General features: G+C 64.7%; 15 protein-coding genes. 4 read left to right on the top strand and 11 right to left on the bottom strand.

Annotated features, from left to right (window positions below):
- Nucleotides 1-227: 227 nt before the first annotated feature.
- From Q0030_RS09885 to cysG, 9 genes are all read right to left on the bottom strand, one after another.
- The gene (locus Q0030_RS09885) at nucleotides 228-1,277 is read right to left on the bottom strand and encodes a sulfate ABC transporter ATP-binding protein (RefSeq protein ID WP_298365977.1); all 1,050 of its coding nucleotides are present in this window, start codon (nucleotides 1,275-1,277) and stop codon (nucleotides 228-230) included.
- On the bottom strand, nucleotides 1,267-2,229 hold the full coding sequence (cysW, locus tag Q0030_RS09880) for a sulfate ABC transporter permease subunit CysW (protein WP_298365975.1): 963 nt from the start codon (nucleotides 2,227-2,229) through the stop codon (nucleotides 1,267-1,269). Before cysW ends, Q0030_RS09885 begins: the two co-directional genes overlap by 11 nt.
- 8 nt (nucleotides 2,230-2,237) lie before the next feature.
- On the bottom strand, nucleotides 2,238-3,074 hold the full coding sequence (gene cysT / locus Q0030_RS09875) for a sulfate ABC transporter permease subunit CysT (RefSeq protein WP_298365972.1): 837 nt from the start codon (nucleotides 3,072-3,074) through the stop codon (nucleotides 2,238-2,240).
- Between the two features lie 20 nt (nucleotides 3,075-3,094).
- Nucleotides 3,095-4,084: a sulfate ABC transporter substrate-binding protein gene (locus Q0030_RS09870; protein ID WP_298365970.1), complete on the bottom strand. Its 990-nt coding sequence runs from the start codon at nucleotides 4,082-4,084 to the stop codon at nucleotides 3,095-3,097.
- Nucleotides 4,085-4,296: 212 nt separating this feature from the next.
- Nucleotides 4,297-5,025, bottom strand: coding sequence for a phosphoadenylyl-sulfate reductase (locus Q0030_RS09865; protein WP_298365968.1), 729 nt, complete (start codon nucleotides 5,023-5,025; stop codon nucleotides 4,297-4,299).
- Entirely contained in the window at nucleotides 5,022-5,537 is a 516-nt protein-coding gene (locus Q0030_RS09860) for a DUF934 domain-containing protein (RefSeq protein ID WP_298365966.1), read from the bottom strand. Before Q0030_RS09860 ends, Q0030_RS09865 begins: the two co-directional genes overlap by 4 nt.
- Entirely contained in the window at nucleotides 5,524-7,179 is a 1,656-nt protein-coding gene (locus Q0030_RS09855) for a nitrite/sulfite reductase (RefSeq protein WP_298365963.1), read from the bottom strand. The genes Q0030_RS09860 and Q0030_RS09855 overlap by 14 nt, the downstream gene beginning before the upstream one ends.
- 27 nt (nucleotides 7,180-7,206) lie before the next feature.
- On the bottom strand, nucleotides 7,207-7,524 hold the full coding sequence (locus tag Q0030_RS09850) for a DUF2849 domain-containing protein (protein ID WP_176528914.1): 318 nt from the start codon (nucleotides 7,522-7,524) through the stop codon (nucleotides 7,207-7,209).
- The gene (gene cysG, locus Q0030_RS09845; protein WP_298365957.1) at nucleotides 7,521-8,972 is read right to left on the bottom strand and encodes a siroheme synthase CysG; all 1,452 of its coding nucleotides are present in this window, start codon (nucleotides 8,970-8,972) and stop codon (nucleotides 7,521-7,523) included. The genes Q0030_RS09850 and cysG overlap by 4 nt, the downstream gene beginning before the upstream one ends.
- Before the next feature lie 247 nt (nucleotides 8,973-9,219).
- Here cysG and cysD point away from each other — a divergent pair, with 247 nt between their 5' ends.
- Nucleotides 9,220-10,014 carry a sulfate adenylyltransferase subunit CysD gene (cysD, locus tag Q0030_RS09840; RefSeq protein WP_298365955.1) on the top strand — a complete coding sequence of 265 codons (795 nt, stop codon included), beginning with the start codon at nucleotides 9,220-9,222 and terminating at the stop codon, nucleotides 10,012-10,014.
- A 24-nt stretch (nucleotides 10,015-10,038) separates the two neighbouring features.
- On the top strand, nucleotides 10,039-11,958 hold the full coding sequence (gene cysC, locus Q0030_RS09835; RefSeq protein WP_298365953.1) for an adenylyl-sulfate kinase: 1,920 nt from the start codon (nucleotides 10,039-10,041) through the stop codon (nucleotides 11,956-11,958).
- Nucleotides 11,959-12,163: 205 nt separating this feature from the next.
- Here cysC and Q0030_RS09830 read toward each other — a convergent pair whose 3' ends face one another.
- A complete protein-coding gene (locus Q0030_RS09830) occupies nucleotides 12,164-13,246 on the bottom strand; it encodes an AraC family transcriptional regulator (RefSeq protein ID WP_363323437.1) in 1,083 nt (360 codons plus the stop codon).
- Here Q0030_RS09830 and Q0030_RS09825 point away from each other — a divergent pair.
- Both Q0030_RS09825 and Q0030_RS09820 read left to right on the top strand, forming a co-directional pair.
- Nucleotides 13,246-14,493, top strand: a complete 1,248-nt coding sequence (locus Q0030_RS09825; RefSeq protein WP_298365951.1) for an MFS transporter — start codon at nucleotides 13,246-13,248, stop codon at nucleotides 14,491-14,493. The two genes, Q0030_RS09830 and Q0030_RS09825, sit on opposite strands and share 1 nt — an antisense overlap.
- Nucleotides 14,494-14,651: 158 nt before the next feature.
- A complete protein-coding gene (locus Q0030_RS09820) occupies nucleotides 14,652-16,814 on the top strand; it encodes a malate synthase G (RefSeq protein WP_298365948.1) in 2,163 nt (720 codons plus the stop codon).
- Nucleotides 16,815-17,532: 718 nt separating this feature from the next.
- On the opposite strand, the gene Q0030_RS09815 is transcribed toward Q0030_RS09820, so the two are convergent.
- Complete coding sequence (locus tag Q0030_RS09815) at nucleotides 17,533-17,688, bottom strand: Thivi_2564 family membrane protein (RefSeq protein ID WP_021076357.1); 156 nt, start codon at nucleotides 17,686-17,688, stop codon at nucleotides 17,533-17,535.
- Nucleotides 17,689-17,763: the final 75 nt, after the last annotated feature.

The following is a 17,763-nucleotide window of genomic DNA, read 5'->3' as shown; positions in this document are numbered from 1 at the left end:
AAAACCCCCAAGGTTGGCCCGCCGTTGTTGCATACCAACCGTGGCTGAATGGTGAACAGGGGCTAACTTTTGGCCATCAATAGCCACCGATCTCCGGGGGCCGTAGCCCGGATGGAGCGAAGCGCAATCCGGGACAGCCTGACCGCGGAGCAAGGTCCCGGATTTCGCTGCGCTCCATCCGGGCTACGAGACTTTTCAAGGGAGGTTTTCAGCGGGCGGTTGGAGCCCTACCCTTGCGTGGCAAAGATCCGGTAGCGGCGGGGCTGCAGCGAGACGATTTCGCCGGCTTGCAGCTCGCGGTCGCGGGGGGCGTCGATCTCGATCACGGTCTTGCCCTCGCTCCCCGACAGGGCCACCTCGGCGCGCTGGATCGGACCGAACGAACGGACATGCCGGATCGCGCCTTCCAAGGCGCCGGTTCCCGCCGGGCCGACCGCCATGTCGTGACGGCGGACGAACAGCTTTGCCGCGCCGGACGCCGCACCCAGGGCTGGAATGTTCAGGGGACGGCCGTCGAGCCGGACGGCATCGCCGGCGACATCGACCGGCAGCACGATGGATTCACCGATGAAACCGTGCACGAAGGCGGTCGCCGGATTGTCATAGACCTCGCCGGGCGAGCCGATCTGCTCGATCTTGCCTTTGTCCATCACAACCACACGGTTGGCGACCTCGAGCGCCTCCTCCTGGTCGTGGGTGACGAAGATCGAGGTGACGTGGATCTCGTTGTGCAGCGAGCGCAGCCACTGCCGGAGCTCCTTGCGGACCTTGGCATCGAGCGCGCCGAACGGCTCGTCAAGCAGCAGGATCCGCGGTTCGATCGCAAGCGCGCGCGCCAGCGCGATGCGCTGACGCTGGCCGCCGGACAACTGGCTCGGATAGCGATTGGCGAGCCAGTCGAGCTGCACCAGATCGAGCAGGTTCTTGACGCGGGCGCGGATCGTCGCCTCGTCCTTGCGGATCGCGCGCGGCTGCACGCGCAGGCCGAAGGCGACGTTCTCGAACACCGTCATGTGGCGGAACAGCGCGTAGTGCTGGAACACGAAGCCGACCTGACGCTCGCTGGCGCCGCGCGAGAGCGCGTTCTCGCCGTCGATCGCGACCTCGCCCGAGTCAGGCCAGTCCAGCCCTGCGATGATCCGCAGCAGCGTCGTCTTACCGGAGCCGGACGGGCCGAGCAACGCCAGCAGTTCGCCGTCGGCGACCTTGAGATCGACGTTGTCGAGCGCGGCAAAGCTGCCGAACTTCTTTACGATATTCGTGACTTCAATCGCCATCGGGCACCTCTGCCTCGTCGAGCCGCCGCTCGAGAACGGTTTTCGCCACCAGCGTGATCAGCGCCAGCATCGCCAGCAGCGATGCGATCGCGAACGAGGCGACGAACTGATATTCGTTGTAGAGAATCTCGACCAGCAGCGGCATCGTGTTGGTCTCGCCGCGGATATGGCCGGAGACGACGGACACTGCGCCGAACTCGCCCATCGCGCGCGCGTTGCAGAGCAGGACGCCGTAGAGCAGGCCCCATTTGATGTTGGGCAGCGTGACGCGGAAGAAGGTCTGCAGGCCGGAGGCGCCGAGCGAGATCGCCGCTTCCTCTTCCTGGGTGCCCTGCTCCTGCATCAGCGGGATCAGCGCGCGCGCCACGAAGGGGAAGGTGACGAAGATCGTCGCCAGCGCGATGCCGGGCACCGCGAACAGGATGTGGACGTTGTGGGCCTGCAGCCATGTTCCGAAATAGCCCTGCGCGCCGAACAGCAGCACGAAGACCAGGCCCGAGATCACGGGCGAGACCGAGAACGGCAGGTCGATCAGCGTGATCAGGAAGGTCTTGCCGGTGAATTCGAATTTCGAGATCGCCCAGGCCGCGACCACGCCGAACACGAGGTTGAGCGTGACCGAGATCGCGGCAATCAGCAGCGTCAGCTTGATCGCAGCGAGCGCCTCAGGCTCGGCCAGCGCCGTGAAATAGGCGACGATGCCTTTCGAGAAGGCCGAGGCGAACACGACGACAAGCGGCAGCACGACAAAGATGCTGAGGAAGGCGATCGCGAGCGCGATGATGATGAGGCGGACCGGGCCCGGCTCAGTGCGCGGGTTGCGCCGCGCCGCGACCGGCTCCGTGCGCGCGATCTCGAGCCGCGGCGCCGGCGCCGCTACACTGACATCGGTCGCGGGCGCATAGGTCCGCAGTTGCGTGGTCGAGGTCGCCAGTCCCGTCTGCATCGACATCTCGAACCTCAATGCACGGGAATGCGGGCTTGCGCCCAGCGCTGCAGCCGGTTGATCAGGAAGATGATCAAGAACGAAGCCACCAGCATCACCACCGCGATCGCGGTGGCATCGGCGTAGCGGAACTCGGACAGCCGGATCACGATCAACAGCGGCGCGATCTCGGAGACGTTGGGCAGGTTGCCGGCGATGAAGATCACCGAGCCGTATTCACCGATGGCGCGGGCAAAGGCGAGCGCAAAGCCAGTGAGCAGCGCTGGGATCAAACTCGGCAGGATGACGCGAAACACGGTGTGCCAGCGATTGGCCCCTAAACTCGCAGCGGCTTCCTCGATCTCGGGATCGAGATCGATCAGCACGGGCTGCACCGTGCGCACCACGAAGGGAATGCCGATGAAGATCATCGCGATGAAGATGCCGATCGGCGTGAACGCGACCTTGATGCCGAGTTCGGCGAGCGGCGCGCCGAGCCAGCCCTTCTGGGCGAACAGCTGCGTCAGCGCGACGCCTGCGACCGCGGTCGGCAGGGCAAACGGAATATCGACGATGGCGTCGAACAGCCGCCGGCCCGGAAAACGGTAGCGCACCAGCGCCCAGACGATGATGGTGCCCATCACCAGATTGACGCAGGCGGCCGCAAACGAAAGCCCGAACGAAATCTTCAGCGCATTCAGGGTGCGGCGGCTGGTGACGATGCTCCAGAACTGATCGAGGCTGAGCTCGAACGTCTTGAGGAACAGCGCGGCCAGCGGAATCAGGATGATAACGGAGAGCCATGTCAGGGTCAGTCCCATGGTGAGACCGAACCCCGGCAGGGTACTGCGCCTTGCAACCGCTGTGCTCACATGTCCCCCTAATGCTTCGATCAGTTCTTGTAGATCTGATCGAAGATGCCGCCCTCGGCGAAGTGCTCCTTCTGCGCCTTGGTCCAACCACCGAAAACGTCGTCGATGGTGAAAAGTTCAACCTTGGCGAAGGATTTTTCGTACTCCTTGGCGATCTCGGGATCGCGCGGCCGGTAGGAGTTGCGCGCGGCGATCTCCTGGCCTTCCTTGGTGTACCAGTACTTCAGATAGGCTTCCGCGACCGCACGGGTGCCCTTCTTGTCGGCAACCGTATCGACGACGGCGACCGGCGGCTCAGCGAGGATCGACTGCGCCGGCGCCACGATCTCGAACTTGTCCGGACCGAATTCGCGCAGCGCCAGGAAGGCTTCGTTCTCCCACGCGAGCAGCACGTCGCCGACACCGCGCTCGACGAAGGTCACGGTCGAGCCGCGCGCGCCGGTGTCGAGCACCGGCACGTTCTGATAGAGGTCGGCGACGAACTTCTTCGCCTTGTCGACTGATCCGAACTTCTTCTGCGCATAACCCCAGGCGGCGAGATAGTTCCAGCGCGCACCGCCCGAGGTCTTCGGGTTTGGCGTGATCACGGCAACGCCGGGCTTGATCAAATCGTCCCAATCCTTGATGCCCTTGGGATTGCCCTTGCGGACCAGGAACACGATGGTCGAGGTATAGGGCGACGCATTGAGCGGCAGCCGCTTCTGCCAGTCCGCTGCGATGAGGCCCTTGCCGGCGATCGCATCGATGTCATAGGCCAGCGCCAGCGTGACGATGTCGGCCTGCAATCCGTCGATCACCGAGCGCGCCTGCGAGCCCGAGCCGCCATGCGACTGCTTGATCTCGACGCTCTTGCCAGTTTCCTTCTGATAGGCTGCAGCAAACGCCTTGTTGAAATCGACATAGAGCTCGCGTGTCGGATCGTAGGACACGTTGAGCAACGAATAGTCGGCCGCGAAGGCCGAGCTCGCCCACAACAATCCCGCGACCAGCGGCAGCATACGACGGATCATTTCTGTCTCCATTCAACCTGAGAATGTCAGGGAACACGCAAGACATAACTCACGGTGAAGTGGCCTGAAGTCAACGAAACCGGTTTTCTTTGTTTTCAGCGGCGCAGCGCGCTTGTGCTACGAAGCCGCCGCACTGCGAAGGCTTTGTCACGTCGCCAAATCGCGATGAAGTGTCATCGCGATCTGGCGCAGCGCTCTACGACAATTTCGCCCTACGACATCTTCGTTGTGTGGATGCCGCATTCCGTCTTCGCCCGGCCGCGCCAGCGGCCGTCGCGCGCATCCTCGCCGGCTGCAGCCCGACTGCTGCAAGGCATACACCCGACCGACTGATATCCCGATGCGACAAGTGGATGCGGCGGCAGTCTGCCGAGCGTGTAGATCGCTTCGATCTCCTCGCGCGAGACGTTGGCGAACGGATTGAATTTCAACCTGACGCCGTCGTCCTCGACAACAGGGATATCGGTGCGGGCACCGCCCTGGAAACGCTTGCGGCCGTTGATCCAGCCGGCGAACGGCTTCAGCGCGCGCGCCAACGGCTCCACCTTGCGGATGCGGCAGCAGGCGTCGGGATCACTGAACCACAATTCGCGGTCCGGGTCCTGGCGCGACAGCGCCTGCTCGTCGGGCTTGATCGAGCGCACATCGGTGAGGCCGAGGGTTTTGATCAGCGTGTCGCGATAAGCCAGCGTCTCCTCGAACAGCCAGCCGGTGTCGAGGAAGACCACCGGAATTGCCGGATCGACGTCCGCCATCACCTTGAGCAGCGCGGCGGACTCGGTGCCGAACGACGACACCAGCGCCAGTCTCTCGCGGCCGACCGTCTGCAATGCGGCAGCGATCACCTCGGCGGGCGACGCTTTGCGCAGCGCGCGATCGAGCGCGTCGGCCTGAGGCAACGCGGCTGATGCCACTGCGAGCTCTGGTGCAAGCATGCTCACTGGCCGGCGCTCTCCGAGTGACGCAGCTGCATGCGGCGGTTGAGCGCGGTGACGCGGCCGTCGCCGGTCGGCTGATAGAACACCGAATAGCGCTTCATGGTCTGGGCGAACGCGTCGGCGTCGGCGTCCTTCTTCACCTCGAAGGCGTCGAAGCCGGCGCGGGTCATGAACACGAACTGGTCGCGCAGGATCTGCCCGGTGGCGCGCAGCTCGCCGCCATAGCCGTAGCGCTCGCGCAGCAGGCGGGCCTGGCTGTAGGCACGGCCGTCGCGGAAGGTCGGGAACACCAGCGCGACCGAGGCCAGCCGATCGAGATGCGGCACCAGTTCGTCGAGGTTGCGGTTGTTCGGCCAGATCACCCCGAGCTTGCCGGGGCGGCGCAGCAGCGCCTGCGGATCGGCAAGAAAGCGCTCGGCCGTCACCAGCACTGCGCCGTCGCCCGGCAGCTCGGCGCCGTCGGCGACATGAACGAACAGATCGGTCGTGATTCTTCCTTGCTTAACGAGTGGCATAGACGCGCTCCCTGATAGGCTCGACGCCCAGACGCTTCACCGTATCGACGAACAATTCCTCGGGACGGTCGCGCAGCGCGAGGTAGGCTTCGACAATGTCTTCGATCACGTCGGCGACTTCCGCATAGGGAACGGCCGGGCCGATCAAGGTGCCCAACTGCGCGTTCTCGTCGGCGCGGCCGCCGATCGTGATCTGATAAAACTCCTCACCGTTCTTCTCGACGCCGAGAATGCCGATGTGGCCGACATGGTGATGGCCGCAGGCATTGATGCAGCCGGAGATGTTGATGTGCAACCGGCCGATCAAGTCGGCGGTGTCATGGTTGGCGAAACGGCGCGTCAGCTCCTGCGCGATCGGGATCGAGCGCGCATTGGCCAGCGAGCAATAGTCCAGCCCCGGGCAGGCGATGATGTCGGTCACCAAATTGACGTTCGGCGTCGCGAGGCCGAGGCGGTCGAGCGCCTTGAACAGCTGCGGCAGATCGCGCTTGGCGACGTGCGGCAGCGCCAGGTTCTGCTCGTGGCCGACGCGGATCTCGCCGAACGAATATTTGTCGGCGAGGTCGGCGACCGCGTCCATCTGCTCAGCGGTCGCGTCGCCGGGCGGGCCACCGATCGGCTTCAGCGACAGCGTCACGATCGAATAGCCCTGCACCTTGTGCGCCGACACCGAGTTCTTGCGCCAGCGCTCGAACAGCTTGTCATGCGCGGCCTGCTTCAGCTCGTCCGGCATGTGCGGCAGCTTTTCGTAGGCCGGGTAGGAGAAGCGCGAGCGGACCTCCTCGATGGCGGTGTGATCGAGCGTCAGCCCGACATCGCCCATCGCCTTCCACTCCTCGTCGACTTCCTTGGCGAACTTCTCGATGCCGAGCTCGTGCACCAGGATCTTGATGCGCGCCTTGTAGATGTTGTCGCGGCGGCCGTACTGGTTGTAGACGCGCAGGACTGCCTCGATGTAGCTCAGGATATCGCGGCCGGGAACGAACGGCTTGATGGTCTTGGCGATGAACGGCGTGCGGCCGAGGCCGCCGCCGACCAGCACCTCGAATCCGGTCTCGCCGTCGGCGTTCTTGTGCAGACGCAACCCGATGTCGTGGATCTTGATCGCGGCGCGGTCGTGCTCGGCGGCGGTGATCGCTATCTTGAACTTGCGCGGCAGGAACGAGAATTCCGGATGCAGCGTGGTGTGCTGGCGGATCAGCTCCGACCAGATGCGCGGATCCTCGATCTCGCCCGGCGCGACGCCGGCCCACTGGTCCGAGGTGACGTTGCGCATGTTGTTGCCGGAGGTCTGCATCGCATGGATGCCGACCTCGGCGAGATCGGATAGCGCGTCGGGCAGCTCGGCGAGCTTGATCCAGTTGAACTGGATGTTCTGCCGCGTAGTGAAGTGGCCGTAGCCGCGGTCGTAGCGGCGCGCGACATGGGCGAGCCGGCGCAGCTGCTTCGACGACAGCGTGCCGTAGGGGATCGCGACGCGGAACATGTAGGCGTGCAGCTGCAGGTACACGCCGTTCTGCAGGCGCAGGATCTTGAATTCGTCCTCGGTGAGCTCGCCGGAGAGGCGGCGCTTCACCTGGTCGCGGAATTCCGAAACACGCTCGTTGATCAGCGTGCGGTCGAGTTCGTCATAAGCATACATGTTCGATAAGCCTTACGCCGGAGCGCCTTACGCGGGGACCTGGAGATCGATGGTGACGCCCTTGGCGCGGATATGTTCGCGGAGATTGCCCGGCTTGACCTTGCCGCCATCCTTGAGTTCGACCGGCGCGATATAGGGGCCGACCGCGCCGACATCGTCGGCGGTGGCTTCAGCCAGCAGCGCGCGGGCGTCGTCGGAGGTGCTGACGACGGCGGAATCGGAAAGTTCGGTGGACCAGCCCTGTTTGGCAGTCCGGTACACGACGGCGCCATCCCAGGTGCGGTTGGCTGTCACCACCGAGGGGCCGGTGATCCTGATTTTCTTCTGTTCGAGCGGAGAGGTCATTCGGCAGCTTTCAGCAGTTCGGAGAACATCTGGTTGGAGAACAGTTGGGTGACGTTGGATCGGCTCCACGGCGCGGAATGCGCGACCACGTCGCCGATGATGAGGACAGCAGGACCGCCATCGACTTGTTTGACCAGCTCGGGCAGCCGCGCCAGCGTGCCGACCGCAGCCTTGGCGTCGGGCCGCGTCACGCGCGCGAACACGCCGACCGGCGTCTCCGGCGAGCGGCCCGCGGCGAGCAGGCCTTCGCGGATCGCGGGCGCCGCGGTCATGCCCATGTAGACGACGACGGTCATCTTGGTGTCGGTGAGCACCGACCAGTCGACGACCTCGGCATCGCGCGCCTTGTGCGCGGTGAGGAAGGTGATGCGCAGCGCCTCGTGCCGGAAGGTCAGCGGCACCTCGAATTGCGCCGCCGCGCCGAGACCGGCGGAGATGCCGGGGATGATGGAGTAGGCGACGCCGGCGTCGCGCAGCGTCTCGATTTCCTCGCCGCCGCGGCCGAACACAAAGGGATCGCCGCCCTTCAGCCGCACCGCGCGCTGGCCCGACTGCGCCGCCTCGATCATCAGGCGGTTGATGGCGTCTTGGCCGATACCGGGCTTGCCGATGCGACGGCCGACCGGAATCCGCGCGGCATCGCGCCGGATACGGTCGAGAATTTCTGGTGACACCAATTCGTCATAGAACACGACGTCGGCATCCTGCAGTGCGCGCAGCGCCTTCACGGTGAGCAGATCCGGATCGCCGGGACCGGCGCCGACCAGCGTCACATGACCGACAGCCTTGCCTTCGGTATCAGCGCCGGCGAATGCGGCGGGATCGCCGATCGCGTTCAGCGCCTGCTCGGCCTCGTCCTTGCGGCCGGCCAGCACAAGCGCGCCGATCGGACCGTCGACGATGCGCTCCCAGAAGCGGCGGCGCAGCGGAAATTCTTCGATCCGCGCATGCATCGGTTTGCGGAAGCGGCCAATGAAGCCGGCGAGATCGCCGATCCGCGCCGGCAGCACCGCCTCGATCTTCTCGCGGATGCGACGCGCCACGACCGGCGACGTGCCGCCGGTTCCAACTGCGACCACGACATCGCCGCGATCGACGATCGCAGGCATGATGAAGGTGGAATGCACGAGGTCGTCCATCACGTTGACCGGCAGGCCAATCGCCTTGGCGCGCACCGACATCGCGACACCAATGTCACCTGCACCGGCGCAGAACACGGCGATGACATCGGAGAGATCGGCTGCGAGCGGATCGCCCTCGGCGCGCTCGATGCGCGCAGCGTCCTCCGCCGCGAGGCCGGCAAGCTCATGATTGCCGTCGGTCGCGTACCAGCGAACCGCGGCGCCGGCAGCTGCGAGCAGCCGCAACTTGGCGCGCACGAGATCGCCCGCTCCAACGAGCAGCACCTTGCCGCTTTGCAGATCCAGAAACACCGGCAGATATCGCATCAGACACTCGCTTCCCCAATTTGGGGGTTGACTGAAATTATTTTCTATTTATCTCTCGATCAAGCCCAGCAAAGAGAAAATTATTTCTTCTCTATTGCAGCGCAACTTTAGAATTTTCAACTCCACAGGCCAAGGCCAAGAGATGCATCTTCTCGACAACGAATCCGCCGCTGCCGGAACACGGTCCGCAGCCCTTCGCAATGCATCTTCCGTGCCGGGGATTCCTGCCAATCAGGCTCCCCCGTCCATGGATCATCTCGATGAGCTGGAGGCCCAGAGCATCTACATTTTGCGCGAGGCGTTCGCCCGGCTGAAGAAGCTCGCGCTGCTGTGGTCGCTCGGCAAAGACTCCAACGTGATGATCTGGCTGGCGCGCAAGGCGTTCTTCGGCCGCGTCCCGTTCCCGGCGCTGCATGTCGACACCGGCAAGAAGTTTCCGGAGATGTATGCGTTCCGCGATCGCTTCGGGAAGGAATGGGATCTCGACCTGCGCGTCGACCCCTGCCCGCCGATCGACAGCGTCGACCCGACACTGCCGCCGGCCGCGCGTTCCGCCGCGCGCAAGACCGAGGGGTTGAAGCTCGCGCTCAACAAATACGGCTTTGACGGACTGATCGCCGGCATCCGCCGCGACGAGGAAGCAACGCGCGCCAAGGAGCGCGTGTTCTCGCCGCGCGGCCTCGAAGGCGAATGGGACGTCCGCGACCAGCCGCCGGAATTCTGGGATCACTTCAACGCCTCGCCGCCGCAAGGCGCGCACCTGCGCATCCATCCGATCCTGCATTGGACCGAAGCCGACATCTGGGCCTACACCAAGCGCGAAGGAATTCCGATCATCCCGCTCTATCTCGCCAAGGACGGCAAGCGCTATCGCTCGCTGGGGGATCAGGACATCACCAACCCGGTGGCTTCGACCGCATCCAGCATCGATGAAATCCTGGATGAGCTCGAGAACACCAAGATCCCGGAGCGCGCCGGCCGCGCACTCGATCACGAAACCGAGGATGCGTTCGAGCGACTGCGTGTCGCCGGCTATCTCTGATCCCAGTTTGGCGTGAGTGCTCTGATGAACATGATCCTTCCCACCGCCTCGATCTCGGCGACCCCCAACGGCACCACGCGTCCCCAGGTGCGCATCGTCATCGTCGGCCATGTCGACCACGGCAAGTCCACCCTGGTGGGCCGCCTGCTGCATGAGACCGGCAGCCTGCCGGACGGCAAGCTGGAGATGCTGAAGGCGGTCAGCGCGCGGCGCGGCATGCCGTTCGAATGGTCGTTCCTGCTCGACGCGCTGCAGACCGAGCGCGACCAGGGCATCACCATCGACACCACCCAGATCCGCTTCCGCACCCGCTCGCGCGACGTCGTGCTGATCGACGCGCCCGGCCACGCAGAGTTTTTGCGCAATATGATCACCGGCGCCTCGCAGGCCGACGGCGCGGTGTTGATCATCGACGCGCTCGAAGGCGTCCGCTCGCAGACGCGGCGGCACGGCTATCTCCTGCATCTGCTCGGCGTGAAGCAGGTCGCGGTCGTCGTCAACAAGATGGACCGGGTCGATTTCAGTGCCGATCGCTTCAAGGAGATCAGCGACGAAATTTCGGCGCATCTGATCGGTCTCGGCGTGACGCCGACCGCCGTGGTCCCGATCTCCGCGCGCGACGGCGACGGCGTTGCCGAACACACGCCGCGGATCGGATGGTACGAGGGACCGACCGTGGTCGAGGCGCTCGATGCGCTCGAGCCGGCACCACAGCTGGCGGAGCTGCCGCTGCGGCTGCCGGTGCAGGCGATCTACAAGTTCGACGACCGCCGCATCGTTGCGGGCCGTATCGAGTCCGGCAGCCTGAAGGCTGGCGACGAGATCGTCATCATGCCCGCGGGCAAGATCGCGAAGATCAAGACGGTCGAGAGCTGGCCGGTGACACCGGTGCACGGCCCGCAGGGCGCCGGGCGCTCGGTCGGCATCACCCTCGACCGCGAGCTGTTCCTCGAGCGCGGCGACATCATCGGACATAGCGGGCAGAGCCCGCGCGATACCCGCCGCATCCGCGCCCGGATCTTCTGGCTGCACGACAAGCCGCTGACCAAGGGCGAGCAGATCCTGATCCGGCTCGGCACCAGGGAAAGCCGCGCCACCGTGGTCGCGATCGAAAAGGCGATCGATCCCGGCGCGCTGTCCAACGAAGAGAACACCGCGATCGCGCGCAACCATGTCGGCGAGATCGACATCTCGCTGGCGCAGCCGGTTGCGACCGATCCCTACACCGAGAATCCGCGCACCGGCCGCCTCGTGATCGAGGTCAACGGGCGCATCGCCGGCGGCGGCCTCGTGCTGTCGGTCGATGCCGGCCGGCCTGCGGTGCCGATCGACATCGTGCCGGTGGAATCCGCGCTGCGGCCGGACGAGCGCTCGGCGCGCTATCATCACAATGGCGCGGTGATCTGGCTGACCGGCCTGCCCGGTTCGGGCAAGTCGACCTTGGCGCGGGCGCTGGAGCGGCGCCTGTTCGGCAATGGCGGCTCGCCGATCCTGCTCGATGGCGACACCTTCCGCGCCGGGCTGAACAGCGACCTCGGCTTCTCGCCGCAGGATCGATCCGAGAACATCCGCCGCCTTGCCGAGGTCGCGACCCATCTGGCGCGCAACGGCCATATCGCCATCGTCGCCGCGGTCTCGCCGTCGACCGCCGACCGCGCGGCCGCCCGCCGCATCGCCGACAGCGCGTTCCGCGAAATCTATGTCGCGACGCCTGCCGAGGTCTGCGAGACCCGCGACCCCAAGGGCCACTACGCCAAGGCGCGCTCCGGCGGATTACCCTCCTTTACCGGCATCACCAATGACTACCAGCCGCCGACCGGCAACGAACTGACCATCGACACCTCGAACCGCTCGGTCAGCGATGCCACCGACGAGATCGAGCGGATGCTGGCCAGCACCGGCATCCTGTTCGACGAGCTGACCGACCTCGCGGCGAATATCTAGCCTGCATTGTCATCCGTCGCCGTCTAACTCCGCTGTCATCGCCCGGCTCGACCGGGCGATCCAGTATTCCAGAGACGCCGGCGCTTGAATCGAGAAGCCGCGGCGTACTGGATGCCCCGCTCAAGGCGGGGCATGACGGCGGTGTGAGACAGCGCGGGTCCGGTCTCACGATTGACGCCGACTTCTAGAGCCCTTCGCCCGACACCTACTCCGCCGCGCGGCGGCTTCCGCCCCCGTGCCGCACCATCCCCGGCGATTGCCCGGTGACACGCTTGAACGCGCGGCTGAAGGCCGCCTGTGACGCATAGCCCAGCCGTTGCGCGATCACATCGATCGGCTGGCGTTCATGTTCGATCCACTGTGTCGCGAGGCGCATGCGCAGCTCGGCAAGATAACGCAGCGGCGATTGCCCGGTCATCGACTGGAAGCGCTCGGCGAACAGCGAGCGCGAGCAACCCGCCTCCGCCGCCAGTTCAGCAACAGTCCAGTTGCGGCCGGGAGCGCGATGCAGCGCTCCGATCGCGCGGCCGAGACGCGGATCACGCAACGCCTCGAACCAGCCCATGGCGTTGTCGCCGCCGCATTCGACCCAGCCGCGCACGATCGACGCGGCGAGAACATCGGCGAGCCGCGCCATCACGCCGACGGAACCGGCCCGCGGCGTGCAGGTCTCTCGCTCCATCGCCTTCAGCATGGGTTCGATCTCCGGCTGGCGCACAAGCAACGTGTCGGCCCGCATCACCTCGGGCATCAGGGCGATGAGCGGGCGCATGCCGCCAAGATCGAAATTCATGCAAGCGCTGAAGACCAGGACCGACTCGTCCTGCGGGCATCCCTCAGGGCAGGCCGACGTCACATCGACATTGCCGCACAGCGTCTCGGTCTCGAAACGCTCGACGTCACAGCTCGGCTCGTCCGCGGCCGAGACGAGATCATGCGCGCCGCCGCGCGGCAGGAAGATTGCGTCACCGCACCCGAGGGGAAGCAGCGCCGCATCGGCGTAGCGCAGCAGCGCCGTGCCATGCGCGACGAAGTGGAATTGCGCGCGTCCGTACGGCGTCTCGAAGCGAAAACCGAACGGAGCCCGCGTCTGGACCCGACGGTAGTGAACGCCCTCGAGCCGCATCCCGAGCAACAATTCGCTCACCAGATCGACGGCGGCGTCGGTCGTATAGGCGGCGGGCGATTTGGACGAACGATCAAACATTGGAGTGTTTATGGCATAGATTGTCCAAAACCTCCAGCCTATGTCTGCGGCGCTGCAACATAAGATGGAAGTTTCGGGCAATGGATCAAGAAGTGGACCCCGCTCTGGCGCACGCCGATGTCGTTGCGCTGATGCCCGGCGAAGTCGCACTCAAGGCTGGTGACAAGCCGGTCTCATCGGAAGAGCCCGCCTGGGGCGCCGTCGTCGCAATGATGCTGGGCGTGACCGCACTTCTGACCGCGGAATTCCTGCCGTCGGGCCTGTTGACGCCGATGGCGAAGGACCTCGGTGTAAGTCCGGGCCTCGCCGGTCAGGCGGTGACGGCGACCTCGCTGGCCGGCCTGGTCGGCGCATTGTTCACGCCGAGACTGACCCGCAGCTTCAATCGAAAGCCGGTGCTGCTCAGTTTCTCGATTCTCCTGGTCATCTCCAATCTGCTGGTGGCGCTGGCGCCGGACATCACGTTCCTCCTCGCCGCGCGGATCGTGCTCGGCCTCGCCATTGGCGGCTTTTGGGCGATGGCGGCAGCCACGACGATCAGGCTGGTGCCGCCGTCACTGGTTGCACGTGCCTTGTCGATCGTGATGAGCGGCATTCCCGCCGCGATGATCATTGCCGTTCCGCTCGGCAGCTATCTGGGTGAGGTCGCGAGCTGGCGCTCCGTGTTCCTGCTCGCGACGGCACTGGGCGCGGCGGTGTTCGTCGTCCAGGCACTCGCTCTGCCGCGTTTGGTCCCGAAGGGAGAAGCCGGGCTCGGCACCCTGATCGACATCCTGACACGGCCGGGGATCGGTGCCGGCATCTTCGCGGCAACCTTGGTATTCACCGGACATTTCGGCTATTTCGGCTACATCCGTCCCTTCCTTGAAAGCGTGACCGGGCTTGGCGCTGCCGGCGTCGCGGCAACGCTGCTTGCTTTCGGCGTTGCCAACTATATCGGCTCCTTCGCGAGCGGGCTGATGGCCGAGCGCAATCTCAAGCTCACGCTGATCGCGACGCCGCTCGCGATCAGCGTGCTCGGTCTGTTGCTCTCGGTCTATGGCAAGGACGTCATTCCGGCGCTGGCGCTGGTCGCACTCTGGGGCTTTGCCTTCAGCGACGTACCGGTTGCGACGACGACCTGGATCACCCGCATGGTGCCCGATGAGACCGAAAGCGGCACTGGCCTCACGGTGGCCTCGATCTTCCTCGGCATCACCATGGGCGCGGCCGGCGGCGGGCTGGTGCTTGATTTGATGGGCGCGGCGGCCGTGTTCGTGGCAGGCGCAATTCCCTTGTTGCTCGCCGCATTGCTGATCGCCACCAAGGTGCGAACCAGGGCGCCCTGACCGCGCGCTCTGCCGGTGCAGCGCCGGGGGAAAGGGGGCCTTCTCAGAACCGTGGCTTTAAGGCTAAAAGAGCCGTGAACGCCGCCCTTTGGCGCGTTTTTTGCTGATTTCTTTCGAAAGCAGCCCCTAAACGCCCCATTTCTTTGAGAAAGCCCATCATGACTCGTGTCGATGCCCATGGATTGAAGATCGCCCCTGTCCTGTTCGATTTCATCGCCAACGAGGCGACGCCGAAAACCGGGATCGCGCCTGACGCGTTCTGGGCAGGACTCGCCGCCATCATCCAGAAGCTCGGCCCGAAGAATCGCGAGCTGCTCGCGGTCCGCGACACCTTGCAGGCCAAGATCGACGACTGGCATCGCGCCAACAAGGGCAAGGCGTTCGACATCAACGCCTACACCGTGTTCCTCAGGGACATCGGCTATCTGCTGCCCGAGCCCGCGACCCACAAGGTCGAGACATCAAATGTCGACGAGGAAATCGGCAAGATCTGTGGCCCGCAGCTCGTGGTGCCGCTGACCAACGCCCGCTACGCGCTGAACGCCGCCAACGCGCGCTGGGGTTCGCTGTACGACGCCTTCTACGGCACCGATGCGATCCCGCATGATCCGAGCGAGAGTGGCAAGGGTTACAACAAGGCCCGCGGCGACAAGGTGATCGCGAAGGCAAAGGCGTTCCTCGACGCCGCCGTGCCGCTCGCGACCGGAAGCCACACCGACGTGACCTCCTACAGCGTGATCGCGGGCCAGCTCTCGGTCAAGCTGAAGAGCGGCAATTCGACCGCGCTGAAGAACGGCGCCCAGTTCGCCGGCTATCTCGGCGACGCCGCCCAGCCCACCGCGATCCTGCTCGTCAACAACGGCATGCATGTCGAGGTCAAGATCGATCGCAGCAACGTCATCGGCAAGGACGATCCGGCCGGCGTCGCCGACATGATCCTGGAATCGGCGGTCTCGACCATTCTCGACATGGAAGACTCGGTCGCCGCCGTCGACGCCGAGGACAAGGTGCTGGTCTATCGCAACACGCTCGGCCTGATGAACGGCACGCTGTCGGCCGATTTCGACAAGGGCGGCAAGACGTTGACGCGTTCGCTCAATGCCGACCGCCTCTACAAGAAGCCCGACGGCAGCGAGCTGAAGCTGCACGGCCGCAGCCTGCTGCTGATGCGCAATGTCGGCCACCACATGTTCACCGACGCGGTGCTCGACGCCAAGGGCGAAGAGATCCCCGAGGGCCTGCTGGACGCCGCGGTCGCTGGCCTGCTCGCGATCCACGACCTCAAGGGCAATTCCAAGGTCAGGAACAGCCGCACCGGCTCGGCCTATATCGTCAAGCCGAAGATGCACGGCCCCGACGAGGTGACGCTGACCTGCGACCTGTTCGCCGAGGTCGAGAAGATGCTCTCGCTGCCGGAGAACACGCTGAAGGTCGGCATCATGGACGAGGAGCGCCGCACCACGGTCAATCTCAAGGCCTGCATCCAGCGCGCCTCCAAGCGCATCATGTTCATCAACACCGGCTTCCTCGACCGCACCGGCGACGAGATCCACACCTCGATGGAAGCAGGTCCGATGATCCGCAAGAACGACATGAAGGCACAGCCGTGGATCAAGGCCTATGAAGACTGGAACGTCGACAACGGCCTGATCGACGGCCTGCCCGGCCATGCCCAAATCGGCAAGGGCATGTGGGCAGCGCCGGACAAGATGGCCGACATGCTGGCGCAGAAGATCGGCCACCCGCAGGCCGGCGCCACCACCGCCTGGGTGCCGTCGCCGACCGCGGCCACGCTGCACGCCCTGCACTATCACCAGGTCAACGTGATCGCCCGCCAGCAGGCGCTCGCCAAGGGCGGGCCGCGCGCAAAACTCTCCGACATCCTCACCATTCCGGTGTCGCAGTCGAACTGGGCGCCGGATGATGTGAAGCAGGAGATCGACAACAACTGCCAGGGCATCCTCGGCTATGTCGTGCGCTGGATCGACCAGGGCGTCGGCTGCTCCAAGGTGCCCGACATCCACGATGTCGGCCTGATGGAAGACCGCGCCACATTGCGCATCTCGAGCCAGCATCTGGCGAACTGGCTGCATCAGGGCGTCATCACCAGGGATCAGGTGATGGAGTCGCTGAAGCGGATGGCCGTCGTCGTCGACAAGCAGAACGCCGGCGATGCCCTCTACAAGCCGATGGCGCCGGCATTCGACGGCGTCGCCTTCAAGGCAGCCTGCGACCTCGTATTTGAAGGACGCACCCAGCCGAATGGCTACACCGAGTACATCCTGACCGCGCGCCGCCGCGAGGCCAAGGCCGCGGGTTGATCCCGCGGGTCGCGACGACAAGCAAAAGCCCCGGCGATGAGCCGGGGCTTTTTTGTTGGCGCCGCGAGTGACGCTAGAATAGCCGGATGCGATAGCCTGCCGTCGCAGGGGCGCACTGCCAAAATATCGAAAACAACCCCATGCAAAGTAGCCGGCGGACACGACAACTTGACTCGTCGGGCAAATCAGCGGCATTATTCTATTATCCAGAAATCGCGATGTGAGTCTGCGGCTCCTCCAACACGTCGTCCCTGCCTAGTGCGCAATTGCGCACGGGAGCAGGGACCCATACGCCGCGGCGGACCTTGTTGAAGGCACTCGTCGTTCCAGCATCGCCCAGCAATTGGCAGTTGTGGTTATGGGTCCCTGCTTTCGCAGGGACGACGATGAGGATGGTTCCCGATTCAAGGTGTCACACCACGCAGTGTCATCACCCGCGCATGCGGGTGATCCAGTATTCCAGAGACCGCAGTGCTTGAGCGGAAGAGCCGCGGCGTACTGGATCGCCCGGTCGAGCCGGGCGATGACATCGGTGGACGAGGGTATACCTCTTGTTTCGCGGCTAAACTGTAGATCCTCATGGTGCTGCATCGACGTCGTTGCGAGGAGTGAAGCGACGAAGCAATCCATTGCTCCACTCGCGCGGTGAGATGGATTGCTTCGCGGAGCCTGTCACCGGGCGCGCGTTCGCGCGACCCGGTGGCTCGCAATGACGAATCTAGAACACCGCCAAATATTTCAGCAGCGAGACGATGCCGATGATGATGACGACGACGCGCGCGATCTGCTTGGCGCGGCCGTCGAGCGGCAGCATGTTGATGAGATAAAGTACGAGAATAATGACAAGGAAGGTGACGAGTACGCCGACGAGCATGCGGGGCCCCCTGATGGCATCGGTGAATGTGCTGTTCGCCCGTTGCTAACGTGCAGGAGCAAGACCGGTTCCGGA

Origin of the sequence: uncultured Bradyrhizobium sp., assembly GCF_947648125.1 — a bacterium.
Taxonomy (GTDB): Bacteria; Pseudomonadota; Alphaproteobacteria; order Rhizobiales; family Xanthobacteraceae; genus Bradyrhizobium.
Note: the sequence above shows the minus strand (reverse complement) of the source record. Positions and strands in the feature narration are given on the sequence as shown.

Coding starts and splice junctions, on each gene's coding strand:
- Q0030_RS09815 (WP_021076357.1), bottom strand. CDS start 17,688: ATGCTCGTCGGCGTACTCGTCACCTTCCTTGTCATTATTCTCGTACTT.
- cysG (WP_298365957.1), bottom strand. CDS start 8,972: ATGCGATATCTGCCGGTGTTTCTGGATCTGCAAAGCGGCAAGGTGCTG.
- Q0030_RS09870 (WP_298365970.1), bottom strand. CDS start 4,084: ATGATCCGTCGTATGCTGCCGCTGGTCGCGGGATTGTTGTGGGCGAGC.
- Q0030_RS09855 (WP_298365963.1), bottom strand. CDS start 7,179: ATGTATGCTTATGACGAACTCGACCGCACGCTGATCAACGAGCGTGTT.
- cysD (WP_298365955.1), top strand. CDS start 9,220: ATGGATCATCTCGATGAGCTGGAGGCCCAGAGCATCTACATTTTGCGC.
- Q0030_RS09850 (WP_176528914.1), bottom strand. CDS start 7,524: ATGACCTCTCCGCTCGAACAGAAGAAAATCAGGATCACCGGCCCCTCG.
- cysW (WP_298365975.1), bottom strand. CDS start 2,229: ATGTCGATGCAGACGGGACTGGCGACCTCGACCACGCAACTGCGGACC.
- Q0030_RS09885 (WP_298365977.1), bottom strand. CDS start 1,277: ATGGCGATTGAAGTCACGAATATCGTAAAGAAGTTCGGCAGCTTTGCC.
- cysC (WP_298365953.1), top strand. CDS start 10,039: ATGAACATGATCCTTCCCACCGCCTCGATCTCGGCGACCCCCAACGGC.
- Q0030_RS09860 (WP_298365966.1), bottom strand. CDS start 5,537: ATGCCACTCGTTAAGCAAGGAAGAATCACGACCGATCTGTTCGTTCAT.
- Q0030_RS09825 (WP_298365951.1), top strand. CDS start 13,246: ATGGATCAAGAAGTGGACCCCGCTCTGGCGCACGCCGATGTCGTTGCG.
- Q0030_RS09820 (WP_298365948.1), top strand. CDS start 14,652: ATGACTCGTGTCGATGCCCATGGATTGAAGATCGCCCCTGTCCTGTTC.